Origin of the sequence: Saccharothrix sp. 6-C (assembly GCF_016695385.1) — a bacterium.
Taxonomy (GTDB): Bacteria; Actinomycetota; Actinomycetes; order Mycobacteriales; family Pseudonocardiaceae; genus Actinosynnema; species Actinosynnema texasense.
Genome location: NZ_CP064192.1, coordinates 3,880,142 through 3,899,823 on the forward strand (window position 1 = coordinate 3,880,142; position 19,682 = coordinate 3,899,823).

Consider the following 19,682-nt stretch of genomic DNA (forward strand, 5'->3'; position numbering starts at 1 on the left):
CGTAGTGACAACCCGGTCGAACCCCTTCTCGCGATTTCGGGTCCGGGCCGTTCCCTTTGTTTCGGCGAGGTCCCGCGGCCTATCCGTCGAGGGCGCCCGCCGCTTTCCCGCGCGCCGGGCGAGTGGCGGTCAGGGGGTCGGTCGGATCAGGGCGATGGCGTCGGCGCGGTCGAGGGCGAGACCGGCGGCGTAGGCCAGGTCGTAGGCGGCGGGGCCGATCGTGTCGTGCAGGTGGGTGGCGAGGCGGGTGATCTCCGGGTTGCGGGGGTCGGCGGCGCCGCGCAGGTTCTCGGCCACGCCCAGGGCCCTGGCCCCGTCGGTCGGGTTGGCGAAGTGGGTGCGCACGGCCGCCTCGGCGACGGCGACCCTGGCCAGGACCGGCATGTCCTTGGCCGACATGGCGTGGTCGAAGGCGGTGCGGACGGCTTCCGCGGCCGCCGCGTGGTCGCCGCGCTCCACGGCGAGGTGCGCGAGTGACGTCAGGATCTGCGCGTGGAACTGCGGCACGACGAACGGCTCGCCCGCGAGCGAGGCCTGGGCCGCCTCGTACTGCCGTTCCGCCTCGGCCAGGTGGCCGTCGTAGCGGGCCAGGTCGCCGAGCACCAGCCAGGCGAACGCGACACCGCGCGCCGCCCACGGTTGCGACGACACGGGCTTGGTCAGCGCGAGGCAGTCGGCGCGGGCCGCGGCCACGTCGCCCAGTTGGATGCGCGCGGTGGCCAGCAGGATCCGTTCGTGGGCCGCGTCGTCGTCGGCGTCCAGTTCGGCGAGCAACCGGATCGACTCCTCCAGCGCCGTGATCGCCTCCTCCGGGTCGCCGAAGCGCAGGTGCGCCTCGGCCACCCCGGTCAACGCCTGAGCCAGCGCGAACCGGTCGCCCACCTCGCGCAGCCCGGCGATGGCGGTGGTGATGTCGTCACGCGCGCCGCGCAGGTCGCCCTCGTTCTCCCGCACCGCGCCGCGCACCATCCACAGCACGGCCCGCGCCCACGGGTCCGGCACGTCCAGCCGCCGGTCCACCGCCGACAACGCCCGTCCGGCGTCGTCGAGGAACAGCCCCAGCATCGGCTCCAGCAGCACGAGCACCGGGTGCTCGGCGCCGGCGGACTCGGCGACCAGCTCGGCGAGCCGGGAGATGTGGTCGTCGAGGTCCTGGAAGCCGCCCGTCACCGCGTTGTTCACGAGCAGGAACGCGGACACGACCTGGCGTGCCGTGGCGGGCGCGTCCCCCGGCACCGCCAGCGCGAGCCGCAGCCAGGGCACCGACTCGGCCCGGTTGCCGCGCATGGTCCAGAACAGGCCCATCGCGGCGGCCAGCCGCACGGCGGTGTCGGCGTCGCCGCTGTCGGCGGCGAAGTGCAGCGCGGCGATCAGGTTGTCCCGCTCGGCCTCCAGCCTGGCGATCCAGGTCAGCTGCTCCTTGCCGCGCAGGTGCGGTTCGGCGGTCTCGGCGAGGTCGCGGAAGTACTCGGCGTGCTCGGCCCGGGCCGCGGCGACCCGGCCGCCCTCGGCGAGCCGTTCCAGGCAGTACTCGCGGATCGTCTCCAGCATCCGGTAGCGGGCGCCGTCGACGACCTGCACCAGCGACTTGTCGACCAGGGCGGCGAGCAGGTCGAACGCGTCGGCGCCGGCGAGCCGTTCGGCGGCTTCCAGGTCGAGGCCCGCCGGGAACACGGCCAGTCGCGCGGCGAAGTCCCGTTCCGGCTCCGACAGCAGGTCCCAGCTCCACGCCACCACCGCGCGCAACGTCTGGTGCCGCGGCATGGCGGTGCGGCTGCCGCCGGTGAGCAGGCGGAACCGGTCGTCGAGGCGGGCGGCCAGCTGCGCGACCGTCAGCGACCGCAGCCGGGCGGCGGCCAGTTCGATCGCCAGCGGGAGGCCGTCCAGCCGCCGGCACACCTCGGCGACCGCCTCGGCGTCGTCCGGCGTCACGGTGAAGCCGGGCCGCACCGCCGCGGCGCGTTCGGCGAGCAGCCGCACGGCCGCGTCGCCGTCCAGCGGCGGCACCGGGCTGACCACCTCCCCGTACACGCCGAGCGGTTCCCGGCTGGTGGCCAGCACGCGCAGCCGGGGGGAGCGGCCGAGCAGCTCGTCGGCGAACCGGGCCGCCGCGTCGACCAGGTGCTCGCAGTTGTCCAGCACGATCACCGCGTCGGTGCGCGACAGCACGTCCACCAGCCGGGTCATCGTGTCGACCAGCGCCACGGGCCGGTCGACGGTGCGCTGGTCGCGCAGGCCGAGCGCGCCGAGCACGGCGGGCGCGACGTCGTCCGGGTCGGTCACCGACGCCAGCTCGACCAGCCACGCGCCGCCGGGCAGCCGGGCGGCGACCGTGGTGGCCAGGCGGGTCTTGCCCGCGCCGCCCGGTCCGACGAGGGTGACCAGCCGGTGGGCCGCGAGCTGCCCGGCGACCCGTTCGACGTCGGCGGACCGGCCGACCAGGCTGGTCAACGGCATCCGCAGGTTGCCGGGGCGCGGCTGGTCGGCGGGTTCGGCGCGGAGGATCTCCTGGTGCGTCTCGCGCAGTTCGGGGCCGGGGTCGGCGCCCAGCTCGTCGGCGATGCGGCGGCGGACCTCCTCGTAGGCGACCAGGGCCTCCGCCGGGCGGCCGGTCGCGACGAGGGCGCGCAGCAGCAGGGCTTGCAGCCGTTCGCGCAGCGGGTGGCGGGCGGCGAGGTCGGTGAGCTCGGCGACCAGGTGCTCGGCCCGGCCGCACGCCAGGTCGGCCGCCGCCCCGTCCTCCACCACGGCCAGCCGCGTCTCGTCCAGACCGGCGACGTAGCCGACCGCGAACGGCGCGCCCGCCGCGTCGGCCAAGGCCGGTCCGCGCCACAACGCCGTCGCTTCCGCCGCCAGCCGCCGCGCGGCGCCCGGGTCGCCCGCGGTCAGCGCGGCCCTGGTCTCGCGGGCGAGCCGGTCGAAGCGGAGCGCGTCGACCGCGTCGGCGGGCAGGTCGAGCCGGTAGCCGCCGTGCGCGGACCGCAGCACGTCGGCCGGCAGGGCGCGGCGCAGTCGGGACACCAGCGACCGGACCGCGGCCACCTCGTCCGCCGGCCGGTCCTCGGGCCACAGCGCGTCGGCCAGCTCCTCGGTGGTGACGACGCGGCCCGCGGCCACCGCCAACCTCACCAGCAGGGCGCGCACCCTGGCGCCGCCCACCTCGACCGCCGTGCCGTCCGCCGTGACCTCCAGCGGCCCCAACACCCCCACCCGCATGCGGTCACTGTGCCACGGCGGCCGGTGGCCGGCGTGGCACCCCTCCGGCCGTCACCGCGCCCGGTGGGCGGACACGAATACGAGGGGCCCTCCCGTGTCGGGGATCGATCTCGCCAAGGGGACGTCGCAGAGTGTTCACTACGACAGAAAAATTGCACGGTTTTCCGCAATAGTGCGGCTAACGTTCGGACATCCGACCATTCATAACGTAACAATGTCAGGCGTGAGCTAACGAATGCCCGGAGCAACCGATATCGCCGCTATGGACGAGGATTCCACTCCGGCGGCACGAGTCCCCGCGCCCGAACGCCGGAACCCGGCGTCCGAACGCCGGAACCGCGCCGCCGCGGACCGAGCAACCACCTGGGGTGCCGGATGAACAGCCGAATGGTCGAACTCGAAGCAGTACTGGCCCGGTCCGCGCCGGACCGGCAGGCGGCCCGCCGCCTCGCCGTGGACCTGGCGCGGTCGCTGGACGCGCTCAGCGCGCGCCGCGACGTGGACCGCCTGCTGCGCTGCGCCGCCGCGCTGACCCGGATCGGCTCCGCCGACGCCGCGGACGCCCTGCTCATCGCCATGCTGGCGCTGGTGGACCCGACCGGTCCGGAGGCGTCGCGGGTGCGTGACCTGCAGGCGTTGGCGTCGGTGGCCCGCGGTCGGCGCGAACCGGGGGTGACGGCGCCGCGCCAGGTGCGGCGCAGGCCGCCGACCACGGCGTTCGGTCGCGGCGCGCCGCTGCGCCAGGTCGTCGGCGACTTCCTCGACCCGCTGCCGGTGGCCGACCCGGTCTCCGTCGGGTCGGTGGCGGTGGCCGTGGAGATGGCGAAACCGAGCGAGACGGGCGCGCTGGAGCTGGCGTTACAGCGCAACTCCGCGGTGCTCGGGTCGAACCACCCGCAGACGTGCGTGCTGCGGCTGAACCTGATGTGCGCCCGGTTCCGGATCGCCCGCGACCACGGTGACGCCGAGGAGGTCGCCGAGTCGTTGACGGACCTGCGCGACGCGACCGATCGGGCGTTGAACGCGCTGGGCGCGCACCACCCGCGGGCGCTGGTGGCGCAGGCGAACCTGGCCTCGGCGGAGTTCGAACTGGCCAGGGTGCGCCGCTCCGCCGAGCGGGCCCGGCTCGCCCTGCCCAGCCTGCGCTCGGCCGCGGACCGCACCGCCACCCGGCTCGGCGGGGACCACCCGCACTCGGTGATCGCCACGTCGAACCTGGCGTCGGCCGAGCTGGAGCTCGCCCACCTCGACGGCACCCGGGGCCAGGCGCAGCGGCTGCTGGACGTGGTGCGCGACGCGTCGATGCGGGCGGTGGCGGCGCTGGGCGCGGACCACCCCGCCGTGCGGGCGCTGGACGAGCAGCGGCGGGCGTGCGAGGCGCTGATGTCCGGGGTGGGGCCCGACCCGTCGTTCGAGCGGGGTTTCGCCTCGTTCGCCGACGCGGGCCGGTCGTTGGCCACGGCGAAGCCGAACCCGCCCGCGGCGCGGCAGCACGTGGCGATGCCGGAGTGGCCGCCGGGCACGCTGCTGGCGCGGCTGCGGGAGAGCAGCCGGCAGGAGCTGATGTCGCTGGGCACCGCGGTCCGCTACGCCGCCGACCGGGAGCTCATCGTCCAGGACGCCACCGACACCCACGTGTTCCTGCTGCTCGAGGGCGTGGTGAAGGTGCTGGTCAACGACTCGAGCGGGGACACCGCGGTGCTCACCGTGCGCGTCGCGGGCGACCTGGTGGGCGAGCTGGCCGCGCTGGACCACAAGCCGCGCTCGGCGACCGTCGTGACCTGCGGTGACGTGTCGGCGAAGCTGATCACGAGCGCCGAGCTGCACGGGTTCCTGCACCGCCGCAACGACGGGTTCGTCGAGCTGATCGGCGTCATCGACGACCAGCTGCGGTGGGCCAACCGGCGGCGGCGCGACTTCCTGTCCCACACCGCCGCGGAACGGGTGGCGCGCGTGCTGGCCGAGCTGGTCGGCGCGCACGGCCGCCAGGAGGTCGGCGGGTGGGTGCTCGGCATCCCGCTGACGAAGGTGGAGCTGGCCTCGATCGCCGGGATGAAGCCGCGCACGGCCGAGAAGGCGTTCGCCGACCTGCGCAAGGCCGGTGTGGTGGTCAGCCACCTGCGGCGCGACGTCGTGGTGCCCGACCTGGAGGGGTTGCGGCGGTTCGCGCGGTTGTGAGGGCGGTGGTGCGGGGGCGCTCCCCGACGTGGTGAGGTCCGCACGTGCGGAGGCGTCGCGCTGGAGGTGCGCCTCGGCGGAACATGCGGTGCGATGCCCCCGACGGGAGGGGATCCGGTTGCGGAAACACTGGTCGTGGCCCGCGGTCACCACCGTGCTGGGGCTCGGCGCGTTCACCGGCCTGGCCTCGCTCGTGCGGGCGGTCGTGGCACCCCGCGGCCCGGGCGCCTTCGAGTTCGGCGTGTGGTCGGCCTTGGTCGCGGCCTCCGCGGTGGTCTTCGCGTTCCTGTTCTTCCACGCCCTCCCGCTGGCGACCGGTTGGCGTGCGGCCCGCGCGGACGGCCGCGGGCCGCTGCTGTGCTACGTCGCGTTCGCCGCGGCGATCCTGGCCTTCCTGTGGGCGGGCGGCGGGCCGGTCGCCCAGCTGCCGCCGGCCGCGGTGGCGCCCGTGTCGCGCGGGCTGGTCCTGCTCGCGCTGACCGCCGCCGCGCCGGCGGTGCTCGGGCTGTGGCTGGTCACCACGCGGCTGCGCCTGGTCACGGCGGCGCTGTCGGCGCCGACCACCCCGCCGACGCGGGCGGACGCGGTGCTCGCCGACCTGATCGACTGCCGTCGGGCCATCGGGGTCTGCCTGACCGTGCTGGCGACGATCGTGACCATCGCGGTGGTCGACTCGGGCGCCCAGCGCAAGGCGTTCCTGGCCGGCGGCGTCCCGCCGGCGAAGTTCCCGCCCGAGTGGGTGCTGCTCTACGGCGCGTTGTTCACCGCGATCTCGCTGTTGCTCTACGTGCCCACGTTCGTCGCGTGGCGCACCCGCTGCCTGCTGTTCGTGGACCAGTGCTACCCGCTGCCCGCCGACGCCCGGCCCACCGCGGCGTGGGTCGAGGGTCGGACGCGGCTCATCGGGGTTCTCGGCGCGGACCTGACCGTCGGGAAAAGCCTCACCGCCGCGTTCGGCCTCCTCGCGCCGCTCGCGGTCAGCGTGCTCAGCGTCGTCGTGCCCGGGTTGAAGTGAGTCCCGCGCCCGTTGAGCGCTTATCCGGTAAACCAGCCGTCGATCAAGGGGTTGCGGAATGTGCGGGCGGGGTCGAGTTCCGCGCGCAGCTCGGCGAACCGCGCCCAGTGCGGGTAGCGCTCGCCGGGGTCGGCCAGCTCGAACACCTTGCCCCAGTGCGGGCGCGGGCGCCACGGGCTCAGCGCCGCCTCGACCTCGCGGAGCACGGCGCGCACGGCCGCGTCGTCCGGCTGCCAGGTGAAGTGGAACGCGACGCTCGGCCGGTCGTGCACCGGGCTGAGCCACTGGGTGTCGGCGGCGATCGTGCGGACCTCGGAGGTCAGCAGCACGGGCCTCAGCTCGGCGGACAGCGCGTCGAGCGCCCGCAGCGCGTCGGCCGCGTGCTCGCGGGCCACGAAGTACTCGGACTGCAGCTCACGGCCGACGCTCGGGGTGAAGTCGGCGCGGAAGTGCGGCAGCCGCTCGTGCCACGGGCCGGGCACGCCGAGCTGGGTGGTGCAGTGCAGGGCGGGCTGGCCGGGCACCGGGTGCACCGGCCCGGTGGCGGGCGTCGCGCCGGTCCAGGCCAGGTCGTGCCCCGGGTCGGTGGTGCGGTGCTTGGCGAACACGTGGGCCACGCCCTGCCAGGTGGTGAAGGCGCTGACGCTGTAGGCGGAGGCGAACACCGCGTCCACGTTCTCGACCAGGGCGTCGAAGGGCATGTCCTGGTAGACCCGCTGCTCGACGTCGAAGCTCGGCACGACGTCCAGCTCGACGGCCACCACCACGCCGAGCGAGCCGAACGCCACCACGGCGCCGTCGAAACCGGCGTCTCCCCTGCTCAGCGTGCGCAGAGAGCCGTCGGCCGCGACCAGGTCGAGCGAGCGGACCAGGCTCGCCAGCGACGGGATGTCGTTGCCGGAGCCGTGGGTGGCGGTGGCGCAGGCGCCGATGATCGTGATGTGCGGCAGCGACGGCATGGCGGGCAGCGCGAGGCCGGCGGCGTGCAGCCGTTCGGCGAGCCGCGCCAACCGGGTCCCGGCGCCCACCCGCACCGACCCGTCCCGGACCTCGAACACCTCGGGCATCCGGTCGAGGCTGATCAGCGTGCCGTCGGTGTCGGCGATCGTGCTGAACGAGTGCCCCGCGCCGACCACGCGCGCCGACTCGGCCGTCCTGACCGCGTCCTGGAGCTCACCGACGGACGTCGGGTGCGCGGTGCGCGCGGCGGAGAAGGTGACGTTGCCTGCCCAGTTGGTGCTCACCGGGCCGATTCTGCCCCATCGCCGGCGGCGGGCGGCCGGTCCGGGACCTCGCCGACGGTCCCGTGGTCCAGGTCCGGGCGGCGACGGGCGGTGGCGGTCGCACCACGCCGACGATCGTCGTGGAACGGATCCCCGGCGCTCGCCGTCCCACGCGGGGAGGTGCGGGGATGCTGCGCTACATGACCGCGGTGGGTGCGTTGTGCGCCGCGTGGGCGCCGTTCCGGTCGGGTGGCGTGCCCCGGCCGGAAGCGGACGTCACGGTGATCGGGTTGGCGGTGGGCGTCGTGCTCACGGCCCTGTCGGTGATCGGCGGCGGGCGCGCGGTCCGGGTGTTCGCGGCGGTGGCGGGGGTCGGCTTGGCGGTCGCGGTGGGGTGGCTGCTGGCGGCGGACCTGCTGATCGGCCTGACCGGTGACGACCTGCCGGTGTTGGCGGTGGGTTCGGTGGCGGTGGCGGTCGGCGCGATCGGGTCGGCCGGGCGGCGGGAGGAGGACCCGGCGGCGCGGCGGGCCTGGTCCGGCGGGTGGCGGGTGCGGCCCGTCGGCGTCCTCGCGGCGGCCCTGGTCGTGGTCGCGGCGGTCCTGGCGCCGGCCGGGGCCCACGCGGCGATCGTCCGGTCCGACACCCGGGACGCCCGGGACTTCCCGCCGGAGCCCGTGGTGGAGCAGCCCGGCACGCGGCAGTGGGCGTGGCAGCCTCCCGCGGAGGTGGTGGACGTCGTGCCGGTGCTGCACGGGGTGGCGGTGGCCACGCGGGACGGGGCCGTGGTGGCGTTGAGCGGCGTCGACGGTCGGGTGGACTGGCGGTACGCGCGGCCGGGCGCGCCGGTCGGGTCGCTGGTGGCGTCGGCGGACCGGCGGACCGTCGTGGTGTCCTTCCGGTCCGCGCACGACACGCGGGCGCAGTCGGTGGTGGTGCTGGACGCGGACACCGGCGCGCCCCGCTCCGAGGTGGTGCTCCGGTCGGCGCTGGTGGAGACCGACCAGGTGCGGCCCGGGGCGCGGGTGTTGACGGTGCGCGACGAGGAGGTCGTCACCGGCTACGACCTGGCCGGCGGCGGGTCGCGGTGGCACTGGTCGCCGCCCGCCGGCTGCACGTCGTGGTTCGGGCAGGTGGCCTGGGGCCGCACGACCGTCCTGGTGCCCGTGGAGTGCGCGGACACGTTGGGTGTCACCGCCTTGGACGAGGCGACCGGGCAGGAGCGGTGGCGGCACGAGGTCCGGCGCGCCGACGCGAACGGCGAGCGGCAGGACATCCGGCTCGGCGCCACACCGGACGGGGACGTCGTCCTCTTCCAGACCTCCGGCGCGCGGGCCACGCCCGACGCGGTGCCGAACGGGTTGCTGGACGCCGAGACCGGACGGGTGCTGACCCGGCCGGAACGGCCGTGGACCGTGCGCGCCGACGCCGGCGCCGCACCGCTGGTGGAGGAAGCCGACGGTGGCCGGGTCACCGGCCTCCTCGCGCTCGACCCGGCCACCGGCTCGACCACGCGGCTGTCGATCGACGCGTGTCCCCGGCGCACGGCGGACCTCACGACGCGCACCACCTACGTGCGCGCGTGCGAGGACAACGGCCGTGAGCTGACCGTGGTGACGCAGCCGTTGACCGGCTCGTCGCCCACGTCCACCCCGGTCCGCCTGGACGGCTCGGGCTCGCGCGGCCGCTCGGACGTCCGCCTCGTCGCCGCCCCCGGCGCGATCGTGGTCACCCGCACGACGTTCGGCGGCACGCCCGCGCCGGTGGTCGGCCTCACGGGCTGACCACCGGTCAGGTGAGCCGCGCGCTGATCGCCAGCCGGTTGTAGGCGTTGACCACCGTCACCACCCACACGACCTGCTGCGTCAGCACCTCGCCCACCGCGTGGACCGCCGCGTCGAGGACGGCGTCCGGCACGTGCCCGTCGTGCACCAGGGTCACCGCCTCGGCCAACGCCAGCAGCGCCCGTTCCGGCCCGGTGAACACGGGACCGGTCCGCCAGGAGGCGACGTCCCGCGTCTCCCCCGCCGCCGCGGCCGCGTCGCCGTGCAGCCGGACGCAGTAGCCGCACCCGTTGATCTGCGAGCACCGCAACCGCACCAGTTCGACGAACCCGACCGGCAGGTCCACGTCGTCCACGGCCTCCGCCACCGCGCCCAACGCCGCGAACCCCGGCCCGGCGAACGGATCGAGCCTCACCACCGACCACCTCCTGTGAGATCCCCGCGCCCGCCCGCGTGCCGTTCGGCCGCCAGCCGGGTCACCGTGGGCAAGCAGACCTTCCCCGTCCGGCCCAGCGGCAGCTCCGGCAGCACGACCAGGTGTTCGGGCAGCTTGCGGCGGCTGAGGCCGCGGTCGATCAGGAACGCGGTCAGCTGCCCGAGCGACGGCGCCGGCCGGCCGGGGCGCACGGCCACGCACGCGCACAGCCGCTCCCCCAGGTCGGGGTCCGGCACGGGCACGCACGCCACCTCGGCCACCTCGGGGTGGCCGTCCAGCGCTCGTTCCACCTCGGCCGGGCTGATGGTGTAGCCGCCGCGGATCACCACCCGCTTGAGCCGGCGCACCACGTGCAGGGTCCCGCCGTCGTCGAAGAAGCCCTCGTCGCCGGTCCGCACCCAGCCGCCGGGCAGGCGGTGCCGCCGGTCCAGCTCGGGCGCGTCGACGTAGCACAGCGGTGTCATCGGCCCCAGCGCGCAGATCTCGCCGTCCACCACGCGGATGTCGGTGACCGCCGGGTCGGGCCGGCCCACCCCGTGCTCCGGCGTCGACGTGTGGCAGTTCACGCCGTCGGACGACCCGTAGACGTTGATCACCGGGCAGTCGAACGCGGACCGGGTCGCCGCCAGCGCCTCCGGTGTCAGCACGTCGCCGCTGGACACCACCGCGCGCACCGACGAGGTGTCGGCCGCGGAGGCCAGGGCGGCCATCCGCCGCAGCATCGTGGGCACGCCGAACACGTGCGTGGGCCGGTGCTCCGCCACCACGCGCAACGCCGCCGCCGCGTCGAACCGCCGCATCAGCAGCACCGTGCCGCCCCACCGGCACAGCGTGATCGCCGCCCCGAACGACCCGAACGCCGACGCCAGCGGCGCCAGCACCAGATCGCGTGGCACGGCGGTGCCGCCGTGCACCGCCCGCACGTAGTTCGCCCGGCCGCCGGCGAACGCGTTGTGCGAGTAGGCGACCAGCTTCGGCGCGGACTCCGACCCCGACGACACCAGGATCCGCGCCGGCGCCTCCGGGTCGACCGCCACCGGTGACCACCGCGGCGCCTCCCGGGCCGGGTCGGAAGCCGCGGCCAGGGCGTCCGACACGTCGGTGATCACCGTGCCCACCACCGGTGAGCCCGTGCCCGCCGCCGGCGGACCGCCGTCGGGCAGGTGCACCGCCACACCGCCGACCGCCGCCACCGCCAGCTCCGCCACCACCCCTTCCCGCCCGTTCGGCACGCGGATGCCGATGATGTCGGAGGGGCCGTGACCGCGCAGCGACCTCGCCTGCCACCGCACCGCCCGGTCCACCCACGCGTAGTCCACCGACCCGGCGGAGTCGATCACCGCCGGCCGCCCGGGGTGCGCGGCCACCCGCTCCCGGAACAACGAGTACAGGTCCCGGTCGGGGCAGTGGCCGGCCGCCACCCAGGACCGGCGCAGCGCGGCGGGCACCAGGTCCCGCAGCACCACCCCGGTCGACGACGTCCACGTCATCCGAACCTCCAGGCCGACCCCGGCACCACGCACCCGTCCGACACCAGCGCCCGCGAGAACCGCCGGTCCCGCGCCAACTCCGCCAGGTCCGTGCACACCGGCACGCTCAAGGGCGCCGTGCACCGCCGCGTCGCCCGCGCGTTCAGCCTCGACGCCGCCGACAGCAACGACGACGCCACCGCCCGGCCCGTCCCCGACCGGATCCGCTCCGCCAAGGCGTCCACGACACCGCGGGCGCACACCACGCCCCCGAACACGTCCACGGTCGTCATCAAGGACGGCGGCACCCCGGCGTGGGCCTGCACCACGAAGTCGGTGCCCAACGGCGGTCGCGGACCCAGGGCGTCGCCCCACCCGGACGCGTGCGCGTAGACGATCCCGGGCCGGACCCGCGCGACGTCCCGTGCCCGCAACGACCACGCGGCGGCCTTCCCCGGCGCCCAGTTGTGCAGGAACACGTCCGCGCCCGAGGCCAGCTCCAGCAGCTCGCGCCGGCCGGCCACGGTCCCGAGGTCCGCGGTCACCACCCGCTTGCCCCGGTTCACCGCGTGGAACCGGGCGGAGACGTCACCGGCCATCGGCGGCACGCCGCGCAGCGGGTCGCCTCCCGGCGGCTCGACCCGCACCACCGTCGCGCCCAACTGCCACAGCAGGTGACCGGCGACCGGCCCCTGCACCCGGCGGCACGACTCCAGCACCACCAGCCCGGACAGCGGCAGCGCGCCCGGGTCCGGCGCCCCTCCCCCGACCGGGCCCGCGGCCGCGCCCAACGGCCGCACCACGTAGGGCGGCACGTCGTCGACCGCCCGGTGCGCCACCCGCACCAACGTCATCCCGGTCGACTCGGCGACCCGTTCCAGCCGCACGACCGGCAGCCGCGCGGTCAGGCCGGTCAGCTCCGGCGGCAACGGGCACGTCGCGGTGGCGAACCGCTGCTGGAACGGCCGCCACGCCGACGCCACCACGCGCGGGTCGGCGTCCAACGCGGCCCAGAACCGCCGCCACACCTCCGCGTCCAGCGCCTCGACCTCGAACGCCACCCCGTCGGCGGACAGGAACGGCGGCCCGCCGACCTCCGCCGGCGCCGGGTCCGGCTCGTCGGCGGTGGCCGCCGCCAGGTACTGCGACACCGCCAGCAGCGCCGCCTGCGCGACCGACGTCGTCACCGCCTCCAGCGGCACACCGCGCAGCCGCGCCACCTCCAACGCCGACCGGCCGATCTCGTCGAGCTCCGCGGCCACGATCGAGGCGTAGTCCAGGCCGAGCGCCGTGGGGCGCCCGAACCGCCGGCCGTGCACGTGCATGAGGCCGCACGCCGCCTGCACGTCCAGCTCGCCGCCCAGCGGCAGGTCCACCGGTCCCGACCAGGGCGCGGCCGTCACCGCCGAGGTCATGCCGGCCGCCGCCCGTGCACGGAGTAGACGACCGGCGACGTGGCCAGGAACCGCTCGTCGGCCAGCACCTCGCGCACGGCGGCCAGGTGCTCGTCGCTCATGCCCGCCTCCACCAGCTTGTCCCGCAGCATGTGCGTGGTGTGCGCGAGCAGCCGCACGCCCGGCGACCCGGCCCGCCACGGGTGCACGACCACCCTCGGGTCCACGTCGACCAGCCCGGCCTCGACCATCGCGCCGGCCGCCTTGCGCCCCCACGCGCCGTCGACGCCGTAGACGTCGAACACGCTCTCCTTGACCGCCAGGAACGTCTCGTACAGCTCGGCGGCGTCCCGGTCCGGCGCGAGCAGCACCGGGCTGTAGGAGTTGTCGAACTCGTCCACCTGGAGCCACCCGCCGGGTTTCAGCGCGGCGACGAGCTTGCGCAGCACGGCGTCGCGCTCGGGCAGGTGCCGCAGCACGAGCCGCACGTGGACCAGGTCGAAGGAGGCGTCGGGCAGCGGGTCGCACACCACGTCGTGCCGCAGCACGGTGAGCCGGGGCGCGGGCGGCACGTGGTCGGGCTGCACGTCGGTCGCCAGCACGGTCGCGCCGCGGCCGGCCAGCCAGTGCGCCACGGTGCCGCCGCCCGCGCCGACGTCCAGGCAGCGCCAGCCGGCCCGGACCCCGGTCTGCGCGAGCCGCGCGAAGGTCACCGGGTCGTAGGCGGCGGCCAGGCAGCGGTGCTGTTCGGCGACGTGCGCGCGGTCGAACACGTAGGTGGTCACGTCCACCTCCCGCTGCCGTGGGTCTCGGCGGTGCCCGCCAGCCGGGTGAGCAGGTCGAGCCGGCGCACCTTGCCGGTGGCGGTGCGCGGGACGTCGTCCCAGGCCATCAGGTGCGGGTCGGCCATCGGCGGCAGGTCGGCGACCGCCTGCCGCCACGCCGCGGGGTCCAGCGGGCCGGACGTCACCAGCACCGGGATCGGCGGGCGGCCCGGGGTGCCGAGCACCACGCACTCGACGACCTCGGGCAACCGGTCCTCGACCAGGTCCTCGACCCGCAGGCAGCTCAGCCCCGGCACGGCGTCGACCTCGCGGTCCAGCAGCCGCACCGAGCCGCCGCGGGTCAGCACGCCGAGGTCGCCGGTGTTCCACCACGGCCCGGCGGTCTTGGCGTGCCAGCGGTCCTGCTCGCCGACGTACCCGGCGCACCGGGCCGCCGTGCGCGCGAGCACCAGGCCGCTGTGGCCGCGGGGCACGGGCGTCAGCGTCACCGGGTCCACCACGCGCAGCCTGGTCCGGCCCGGCACCGGACGGCCCAGGTCGCGGGCGTCGGGCGACCGGTCGAGCGCGCGGCGGGTGAGGAAGCGGAACGTCAGCGGGCCCGTCTCGGTCTGGCCCCAGCCCTGCATCCACAGCGGACGTCTGCGGCGGGAGGCGTGCAGCATCGCCCGGATCGCCGGCGGGTGCATCGCGTCGAAGGTGCTGACGAACAGCCGCACCTCCCGGAACGGGTGGTCCGGCCGCGTGGTCAACGGCTGCCACCGCACGTAGGCCGACGGCAGCGCCTCCAGCACGGTCGGCCGGTGCCGGGCGAGCACCGGGGCGGCCGACCCGGGGTCGCTGAGCAGCACGACCTTGCGCGGCGCGAGGCAGAACACACTGGCCGTCCAGCAGAACGCGCGGCCGTGCGCGTAGGAGCCGGCGTTGGCGACCACGTCGTCGCGGCGCACCCCGATCACCGGCCAGCGGACCGCCTCGAACCGGGCCAGCCGGTGCACGATCGTGCGGGTCGTGTGCACCACGAGCTTCGGCACACCCGTGGTGCCCGAGGTGTGGTTGACGACCAGCGGCTCGTCGTCGTGCCTGCGCCGGGGGGCGGGCACCCGTGCGCCGCGCACGTCGTCCAGCGTCAACGCGCCCGGCACGGGCGGGCCCAGCGACAGCACCCGCCGGGCCAGTCCGACGGGTGGCACGCGGTCGGTGACCAGCACCGCCGGGTCGAGCCGCTTGAGCAGCACCTCCAGCACGTCGTCGGGCAGGTGGCCGGACAGCAGCGCGGGCACCGCGCCGATCCGCACCGCCGCGCACGCGAGCAGGGCGTAGTCGTAGTGGTTGCGCTTCACCACCGCCACCCGCTCGCCGCGCCGGGCGCCCGCCTCGTACAGCCAGCCGGCGGCCTCGCGGACCAGCCCGGCCAGCTGCGGCACGGTGAAGTCGACCCCCGGCCCGTACCCGGCGGGCAGGATGTCGAAGGGCCGGTCCAGGTGCACGGTGGTGTGCGTGCCGCGCGCCGCGACCTCGTCGAACAGCGTGCCCATGTCGTGCGGCCTCATGCGTGTTGCCTCCTCGGCACCTCGCGGACCCGTGCGGCGGCTCGGCGGCCGGATCGCACCGCGGCCTCGCTGTACGGGGTCAGGGACACCCAGTCGCCCGCGTAGTCCACGACCCCGCCGAGGCGGGACGCGAACTCGCCGCGCAGCGCCAGGGCGTGCGGTGTGGCTTCGGGCAGGCCGTGGCGGAACCGGTGGACCACCGACCCGGTCACGGCGGCGCGCAGGCCGGGCACGAAGCGCTCGGCCTCGGCGGCGAGCTCGGACACCACCTCGTCGTCGGTGGCGTCCAGCAGCGCCGGCGCGACCGCCGGGCTCGCGATCACGGTGAGCAGGCCGCGGCCCTCGGGGGCGCGGTCGGGGTGCTTGAGGTGGTCGAACAGCACCACCGACACCGACCGGCTCTCCGCGCGGGGCACCGCCAGCAGGTACACGTCGGACTCGGGGCGGTGGTCCAGCATCAGGTGCGCCTTCACCATCGGGGTGAACGTGCACGCGTCCAGGAACGGCCGCTCGTGCTCCGGCGGGTTCACGTAGACCTGCCGCGCGACGGGCGCGGGCACCGCCAGCACCACCGACCGGGCGCGCAGCTCCGTGCCGTCGCCGGTGATCCGGGCGTACGCCGGTCCGGCCAGGATCTCCCGCACCGGGGAGGACGTGGTGACGTCGAGCCGCGCGGCCAGCGCGCGGGCCACCACGTCCATGCCCCGGTCGTAGGCGCGCCACGCGGTGGAGGGGCCGATCGCGCCGAGCAGCGCCAGGAACGGCGCGGCGGCGGAGCGTTCCGGCTGCCACCCGAAGAACCCCGACACCACCGGCTGGCACAGGTACTCCAGCACGTCGCGGTGGTAGGGGGCGCAGAACTCGGCGACGGTGGCCTTGCCCACCCGGGACGCCTCGGGCCGTTCGACGTCGACCGCGCTGCTCCTGGCCAGGCCGCGGGTCGCGCGGGCGAAGTCCAGCCGTGCGCGCACGGCCAGCCCCGCTCCGGTGACCAGGCCCGAGGGGTGCGCCAGCCCGCGATGCGCCCGGCCGTCCCGCCACACCCCCAGCCGACGGCCGATCGGGGGCACGTCGTCGAGGCCCAGCCGCCGCAGCAGCTCCCAGGTGTGCGGGTAGCCGCGGGTGGAGATCTGCTCGGCGCCGGTGTCGACCACGAACCCGGACACGTGCCGCGTGGCCATCCGGCCGCCGACGTGGTCGGCCGCCTCGAACACCCGCACCTCCCGTCCCGCCAGCGCCAGCTCGTGCGCCGCGGCCAGGCCGGCGATCCCGGCGCCGATCACCGCCACGTCGAGGTCCATCACCGCACCACCAGGTTCACCACGACGAGCGCCACCACGGTGACCCGGTGCGCGTCGATGCCGATCCGCCGGGCGCGCAGGATGTCGCCCTCGCCGAACCCGACGCGCAACTGCTGGGCCCGCAACAGGATGGTGGGCAGCAGCGCGAGCGGGAACCACCACGGGCCGCCGACCAGCGGCAGCGCCAGGACCAGCAGGAGCTCGCAGGCCGAGACGGCGCGGACGAAGCGCCGGTTGCCGGCGGGCGAGGTCAGCGCCGCCACCGTCGGCCGGCCGACGCGCCGGTCGCCCTCGACGTCGTTGGTGTTGGAGTAGACGCCGAACAGCAGCGGCCCGAGGCCGAAGATCAGGGCCTGCACGACCACCAGGCCGTCGATCCGCCCGGTGGCCAGGCCGTACGGCGCGAGGACCAGCGCCCAGCCCAGCGCGGCCAGGAAGAACTCCTGGCAGCCCCGGTAGCTCAGCTTCAGGCCCCACGAGTACTGCAGGGCGAAGAAGTAGGTGACCGCCACCAGTGCGACCGTCCACACAGGACGGTGCGGCGCGACGGCCAGCGCGCCGAGCCACACCGCGGCGCCCGCCACGGCGGTGATCAGCGCGAACCGCAGCACCTGCGGTTCGGTGAGCGTGCCCGCGACCAGCGGCTTGCGGTCGAGCTTGCGGGCCGGCGCGTCGGGGGCGTAGTTGGCGGTGTCGCTGCCGTCGCGGTAGCCGGTGAGGTCGTCCAGCGCGACCATCGCGACGATCACGAGCACCTCGCCGACCAGGAACACGCCCATGGCGCCCAGCACGCCGACGTCCAGCCGCAGCGAGGGCGCGAGCAGCGCCCACACCACCAGGACGCCGAGGTAGTAGTCGACGATGTCGAGCTTGGCCAGCTTCACGTACGCGCCCCTGGACCCGGGCGCGATGACGGTGGTCATCGGACTCTCCTCAGCCGTGTGCGCCGGACGTGGCCGCGAACCGGCACACCTCGTCGGCGATGTGTTCCACCTGCGCGTCGGTCAGGTGGGGGTGGATGGGGATGGCCAGTTGGCGTCGTGCGGCGGACGCCGCGGCGGGCCAGTCGCGGCCCGGCTGGGCGTGCCCGGCGAACGCGGGCTGGCGCGGCAGCGGCGCCTGGTAGTAGACGTGCGAGCCGATGCCGTGGGCGGTCAGGTGGTCGCGCAGCGCGTCCCGCCGGTCGGCCAGCAGCGAGTAGACGTAGAAGCAGCGCCCGTCCCGCCCCGGCGGAGGGGCGAGCACGCCGCGGCCGGCCAGGGCGGCGAACCGCGAGGTGTAGTACTCGCCGATGCGCGCCCGCCGTTCGAGCCGGTCGGGCAGCGTGGCGAAGCGGCGCAGCTGGAAGGCGGCCATCACCTCGTCGAAGCGGCTGTTGTGGCCGATCCGGTGGTGCCGGAACCGGTGCACGCCGTCCTGGCCGTGGTTGCGCAGCATCCGCACCTCGCGGGCCAGCGCCGGGTCGCCGGTGACGACCATCCCGCCTTCGCCGGGCATGCCGAACGTCTTGACCTGGACGAACGAGAACACGCCCGCGTCGCCCCACGTCCCGGCCGCGCGGCCGGCGAGCACCCCGCCCTGGCCCACGGCGGAGTCCTCCAGCAGCCGCACGCCCGCCTCGGTGGCGATCCGCCGCAACGCGGGCATGTCCGCCATCACCGAGAACACGTGCGCGGGCATGATCACCTTGGTGCGCTCGGTGACGAGCTTGTCCACCTCGGCCGGGTCGACCACCATCGTCCACGGGTCCACGTCGGCGAAGACCGGCGTCGCGCCCAGGGTCGACGGCGCGGACGCCAGCGGCGCGCACCCGTACGCGGGCACGATCACCTCGTCGCCCGGCCCCACGCCCATCGCGTGCAGCACCAGCGTCAACGCCGAGGTGCCGCTGCCGCACGCCACCGCGTCGGCGACGCCGAGGTCGTCGCGCAGCACCTCCTCGAACCGCGCGGTGCGCGAGCCGAGGATGAAGCGCTGGTCCGGCGCGAGCCCGACCTCCCGGACCACCTCCAGCAGCAGGTCGCCGTCGAACAGGTCCGGCGGGAAGAACGGGATGCTCACGCGCGCTCTCCGAGGTAGAAGGAGCGGATCGCGGCGCACACCCGGTCGACGTCGCCCAGCGGCAGGTCCGGGTACAGCGGCAGCGCGAGGGTCCGGCGGGAGGCCGCCTCCGCGTGCGGGAAGTCGCCGGGCCGGTGGCCGAGGTGGGCGAAGCACGGTTGCAGGTGCAGCGGCGTCGGGTAGTAGGTCTCCGTGCCGATGCCCTGCCCGGCCAGGTGCGCGGCCAGCTCGTCGCGCCGGTCGACCTCGACCACGTACACGTAGAACACCCCGCGCACGCTCGCGCGCCGGGGCAGCACGGACGGCAGCTTCCGCACCCCCGGCACGCCGGCCAGGCCGTCGGCGTAGCGGCGGGCCAGCACCGCGCGGCGGCGGATGTCCGCTTCGAGCCGGTCCAGCTTGGCCAGCAGCACGGCGGCCTGGACGTCGTCCATCTTGCTGTTCACCCCGACCGCGCCGGTGCCGGTGGAGATGCCGGGGAAGTTGTCGATCGTGCGGCCGAACCGGCCGTGGTGGCGCAGCGCGCCCACCGTCTCGGCGACCACCGGGTCGTTGGTGATCACCGCGCCCGCGTCGCCGAGCGCGCCGAGGGTCTTGGTCGGGAAGAACGACAGCACTCCCCCGGCGCCGAGCAGGCCCGCGTGCGCCCCGTTGTGGCGCATGCCGATCGCCTCGGCGCTGTCCTCCACCACCGTCAGGCCCAGCCCGCGCGCCACCTCCGCCAGGCCCGTCAGGTCGGCGAGGTGGTGGAACAGGTGCACCGGCATGACGAACCGGGCGCGCGGGCCGGCGACGGCGGCGACCGACGCCGGGTCGAGGCCGTAGCCGTCCGGCTCGATGTCGGCGAACACCGGTTCGCCGCCCGCGAGCACCACCGAGGACGCCGACGCGATGAACGAGAACGCGGGCACGACCACCTCGTCGCCGGGGCGCAGCCCGCACGCCCGCAGCAGCAGCACGAGCGCGTCGGTGCCGCTGTTCACCCCCACCACGTGCGCGGCCCCGGTGTACGCGGCCAGCGCCCGTTCCAGTTCCAGCACTTTCCGCCCGTGCGAGTACTTGCCGTTCTGGATGACTTCAACAATGTGCCGTCGCGTTATCGGCCACAATCCGGAAAATGTCGCCGATTGCGTGAAGAATGGCACGGTCAGCGCACTCACCTCCGCGGTCACCGCTTCCGGGGGTGAGCGTATGGCAGGTCACCGCACTGGCGGCCGACCACCGGCCAGTTCACTCTTCCTGGTCAACCCGCCGCCCCGGAGTTGACAGA

Annotated in this window: 14 protein-coding genes; 3 read left to right on the top strand and 11 right to left on the bottom strand. The window is 75.6% G+C overall.

Annotated features, from left to right (window positions below; translation table 11 throughout):
- Nucleotides 1-129: 129 nt before the first annotated feature.
- Entirely contained in the window at nt 130-3,216 is a 3,087-nt protein-coding gene (locus IOD16_RS16655) for a BTAD domain-containing putative transcriptional regulator (RefSeq protein ID WP_201440787.1), read from the bottom strand.
- Nucleotides 3,217-3,591: 375 nt separating this feature from the next.
- Between IOD16_RS16655 and IOD16_RS40335 the strand changes: the two genes are divergently transcribed.
- Both IOD16_RS40335 and IOD16_RS16665 read left to right on the top strand, forming a co-directional pair.
- Complete coding sequence (locus tag IOD16_RS40335; protein ID WP_236595031.1) at nt 3,592-5,394, top strand: Crp/Fnr family transcriptional regulator; 1,803 nt, start codon at nt 3,592-3,594, stop codon at nt 5,392-5,394.
- Nucleotides 5,395-5,512: 118 nt separating this feature from the next.
- On the top strand, nt 5,513-6,409 hold the full coding sequence (locus IOD16_RS16665; protein ID WP_236595032.1) for a hypothetical protein: 897 nt from the start codon (nt 5,513-5,515) through the stop codon (nt 6,407-6,409).
- A gap of 20 nt (nt 6,410-6,429) precedes the next feature.
- On the opposite strand, the gene IOD16_RS16670 is transcribed toward IOD16_RS16665, so the two are convergent.
- Nucleotides 6,430-7,653, bottom strand: a complete 1,224-nt coding sequence (locus IOD16_RS16670; RefSeq protein ID WP_201440788.1) for an FAD-binding protein — start codon at nt 7,651-7,653, stop codon at nt 6,430-6,432.
- Nucleotides 7,654-7,820: 167 nt separating this feature from the next.
- Here IOD16_RS16670 and IOD16_RS16675 point away from each other — a divergent pair, with 167 nt between their 5' ends.
- Nucleotides 7,821-9,416, top strand: coding sequence for an outer membrane protein assembly factor BamB family protein (locus tag IOD16_RS16675; protein WP_201440789.1), 1,596 nt, complete (start codon nt 7,821-7,823; stop codon nt 9,414-9,416).
- Nucleotides 9,417-9,423: 7 nt separating this feature from the next.
- On the opposite strand, the gene IOD16_RS16680 is transcribed toward IOD16_RS16675, so the two are convergent.
- Genes IOD16_RS16680 through IOD16_RS16720 form a run of 9 tightly spaced genes read right to left on the bottom strand, consistent with a single transcriptional unit; the run spans nt 9,424 to nt 19,557 of the window.
- Nucleotides 9,424-9,831, bottom strand: a complete 408-nt coding sequence (locus IOD16_RS16680) for a carboxymuconolactone decarboxylase family protein (protein WP_236595033.1) — start codon at nt 9,829-9,831, stop codon at nt 9,424-9,426.
- Nucleotides 9,828-11,342 carry a class I adenylate-forming enzyme family protein gene (locus IOD16_RS16685; protein WP_201440791.1) on the bottom strand — a complete coding sequence of 505 codons (1,515 nt, stop codon included), beginning with the start codon at nt 11,340-11,342 and terminating at the stop codon, nt 9,828-9,830. Before IOD16_RS16685 ends, IOD16_RS16680 begins: the two co-directional genes overlap by 4 nt.
- Complete coding sequence (locus IOD16_RS16690; RefSeq protein ID WP_201440792.1) at nt 11,339-12,736, bottom strand: CoA transferase; 1,398 nt, start codon at nt 12,734-12,736, stop codon at nt 11,339-11,341. Before IOD16_RS16690 ends, IOD16_RS16685 begins: the two co-directional genes overlap by 4 nt.
- Complete coding sequence (locus IOD16_RS16695; RefSeq protein WP_328809469.1) at nt 12,733-13,500, bottom strand: class I SAM-dependent methyltransferase; 768 nt, start codon at nt 13,498-13,500, stop codon at nt 12,733-12,735. The genes IOD16_RS16690 and IOD16_RS16695 overlap by 4 nt, the downstream gene beginning before the upstream one ends.
- Nucleotides 13,497-15,050, bottom strand: coding sequence for a class I adenylate-forming enzyme family protein (locus IOD16_RS16700; protein WP_236595034.1), 1,554 nt, complete (start codon nt 15,048-15,050; stop codon nt 13,497-13,499). The genes IOD16_RS16695 and IOD16_RS16700 overlap by 4 nt, the downstream gene beginning before the upstream one ends.
- A complete protein-coding gene (locus IOD16_RS16705; RefSeq protein WP_201440794.1) occupies nt 15,047-16,351 on the bottom strand; it encodes an NAD(P)/FAD-dependent oxidoreductase in 1,305 nt (434 codons plus the stop codon). Before IOD16_RS16705 ends, IOD16_RS16700 begins: the two co-directional genes overlap by 4 nt.
- Nucleotides 16,351-17,274 (bottom strand): UbiA family prenyltransferase, encoded by a 924-nt coding sequence (locus tag IOD16_RS16710; protein ID WP_201440795.1) that lies wholly within the window; start codon nt 17,272-17,274, stop codon nt 16,351-16,353. The genes IOD16_RS16705 and IOD16_RS16710 overlap by 1 nt, the downstream gene beginning before the upstream one ends.
- Before the next feature lie 10 nt (nt 17,275-17,284).
- Nucleotides 17,285-18,412, bottom strand: coding sequence for a DegT/DnrJ/EryC1/StrS family aminotransferase (locus tag IOD16_RS16715; RefSeq protein WP_201440796.1), 1,128 nt, complete (start codon nt 18,410-18,412; stop codon nt 17,285-17,287).
- The gene (locus tag IOD16_RS16720) at nt 18,409-19,557 is read right to left on the bottom strand and encodes a DegT/DnrJ/EryC1/StrS family aminotransferase (RefSeq protein ID WP_201440797.1); all 1,149 of its coding nucleotides are present in this window, start codon (nt 19,555-19,557) and stop codon (nt 18,409-18,411) included. Before IOD16_RS16720 ends, IOD16_RS16715 begins: the two co-directional genes overlap by 4 nt.
- Nucleotides 19,558-19,682 lie beyond the last annotated feature (125 nt).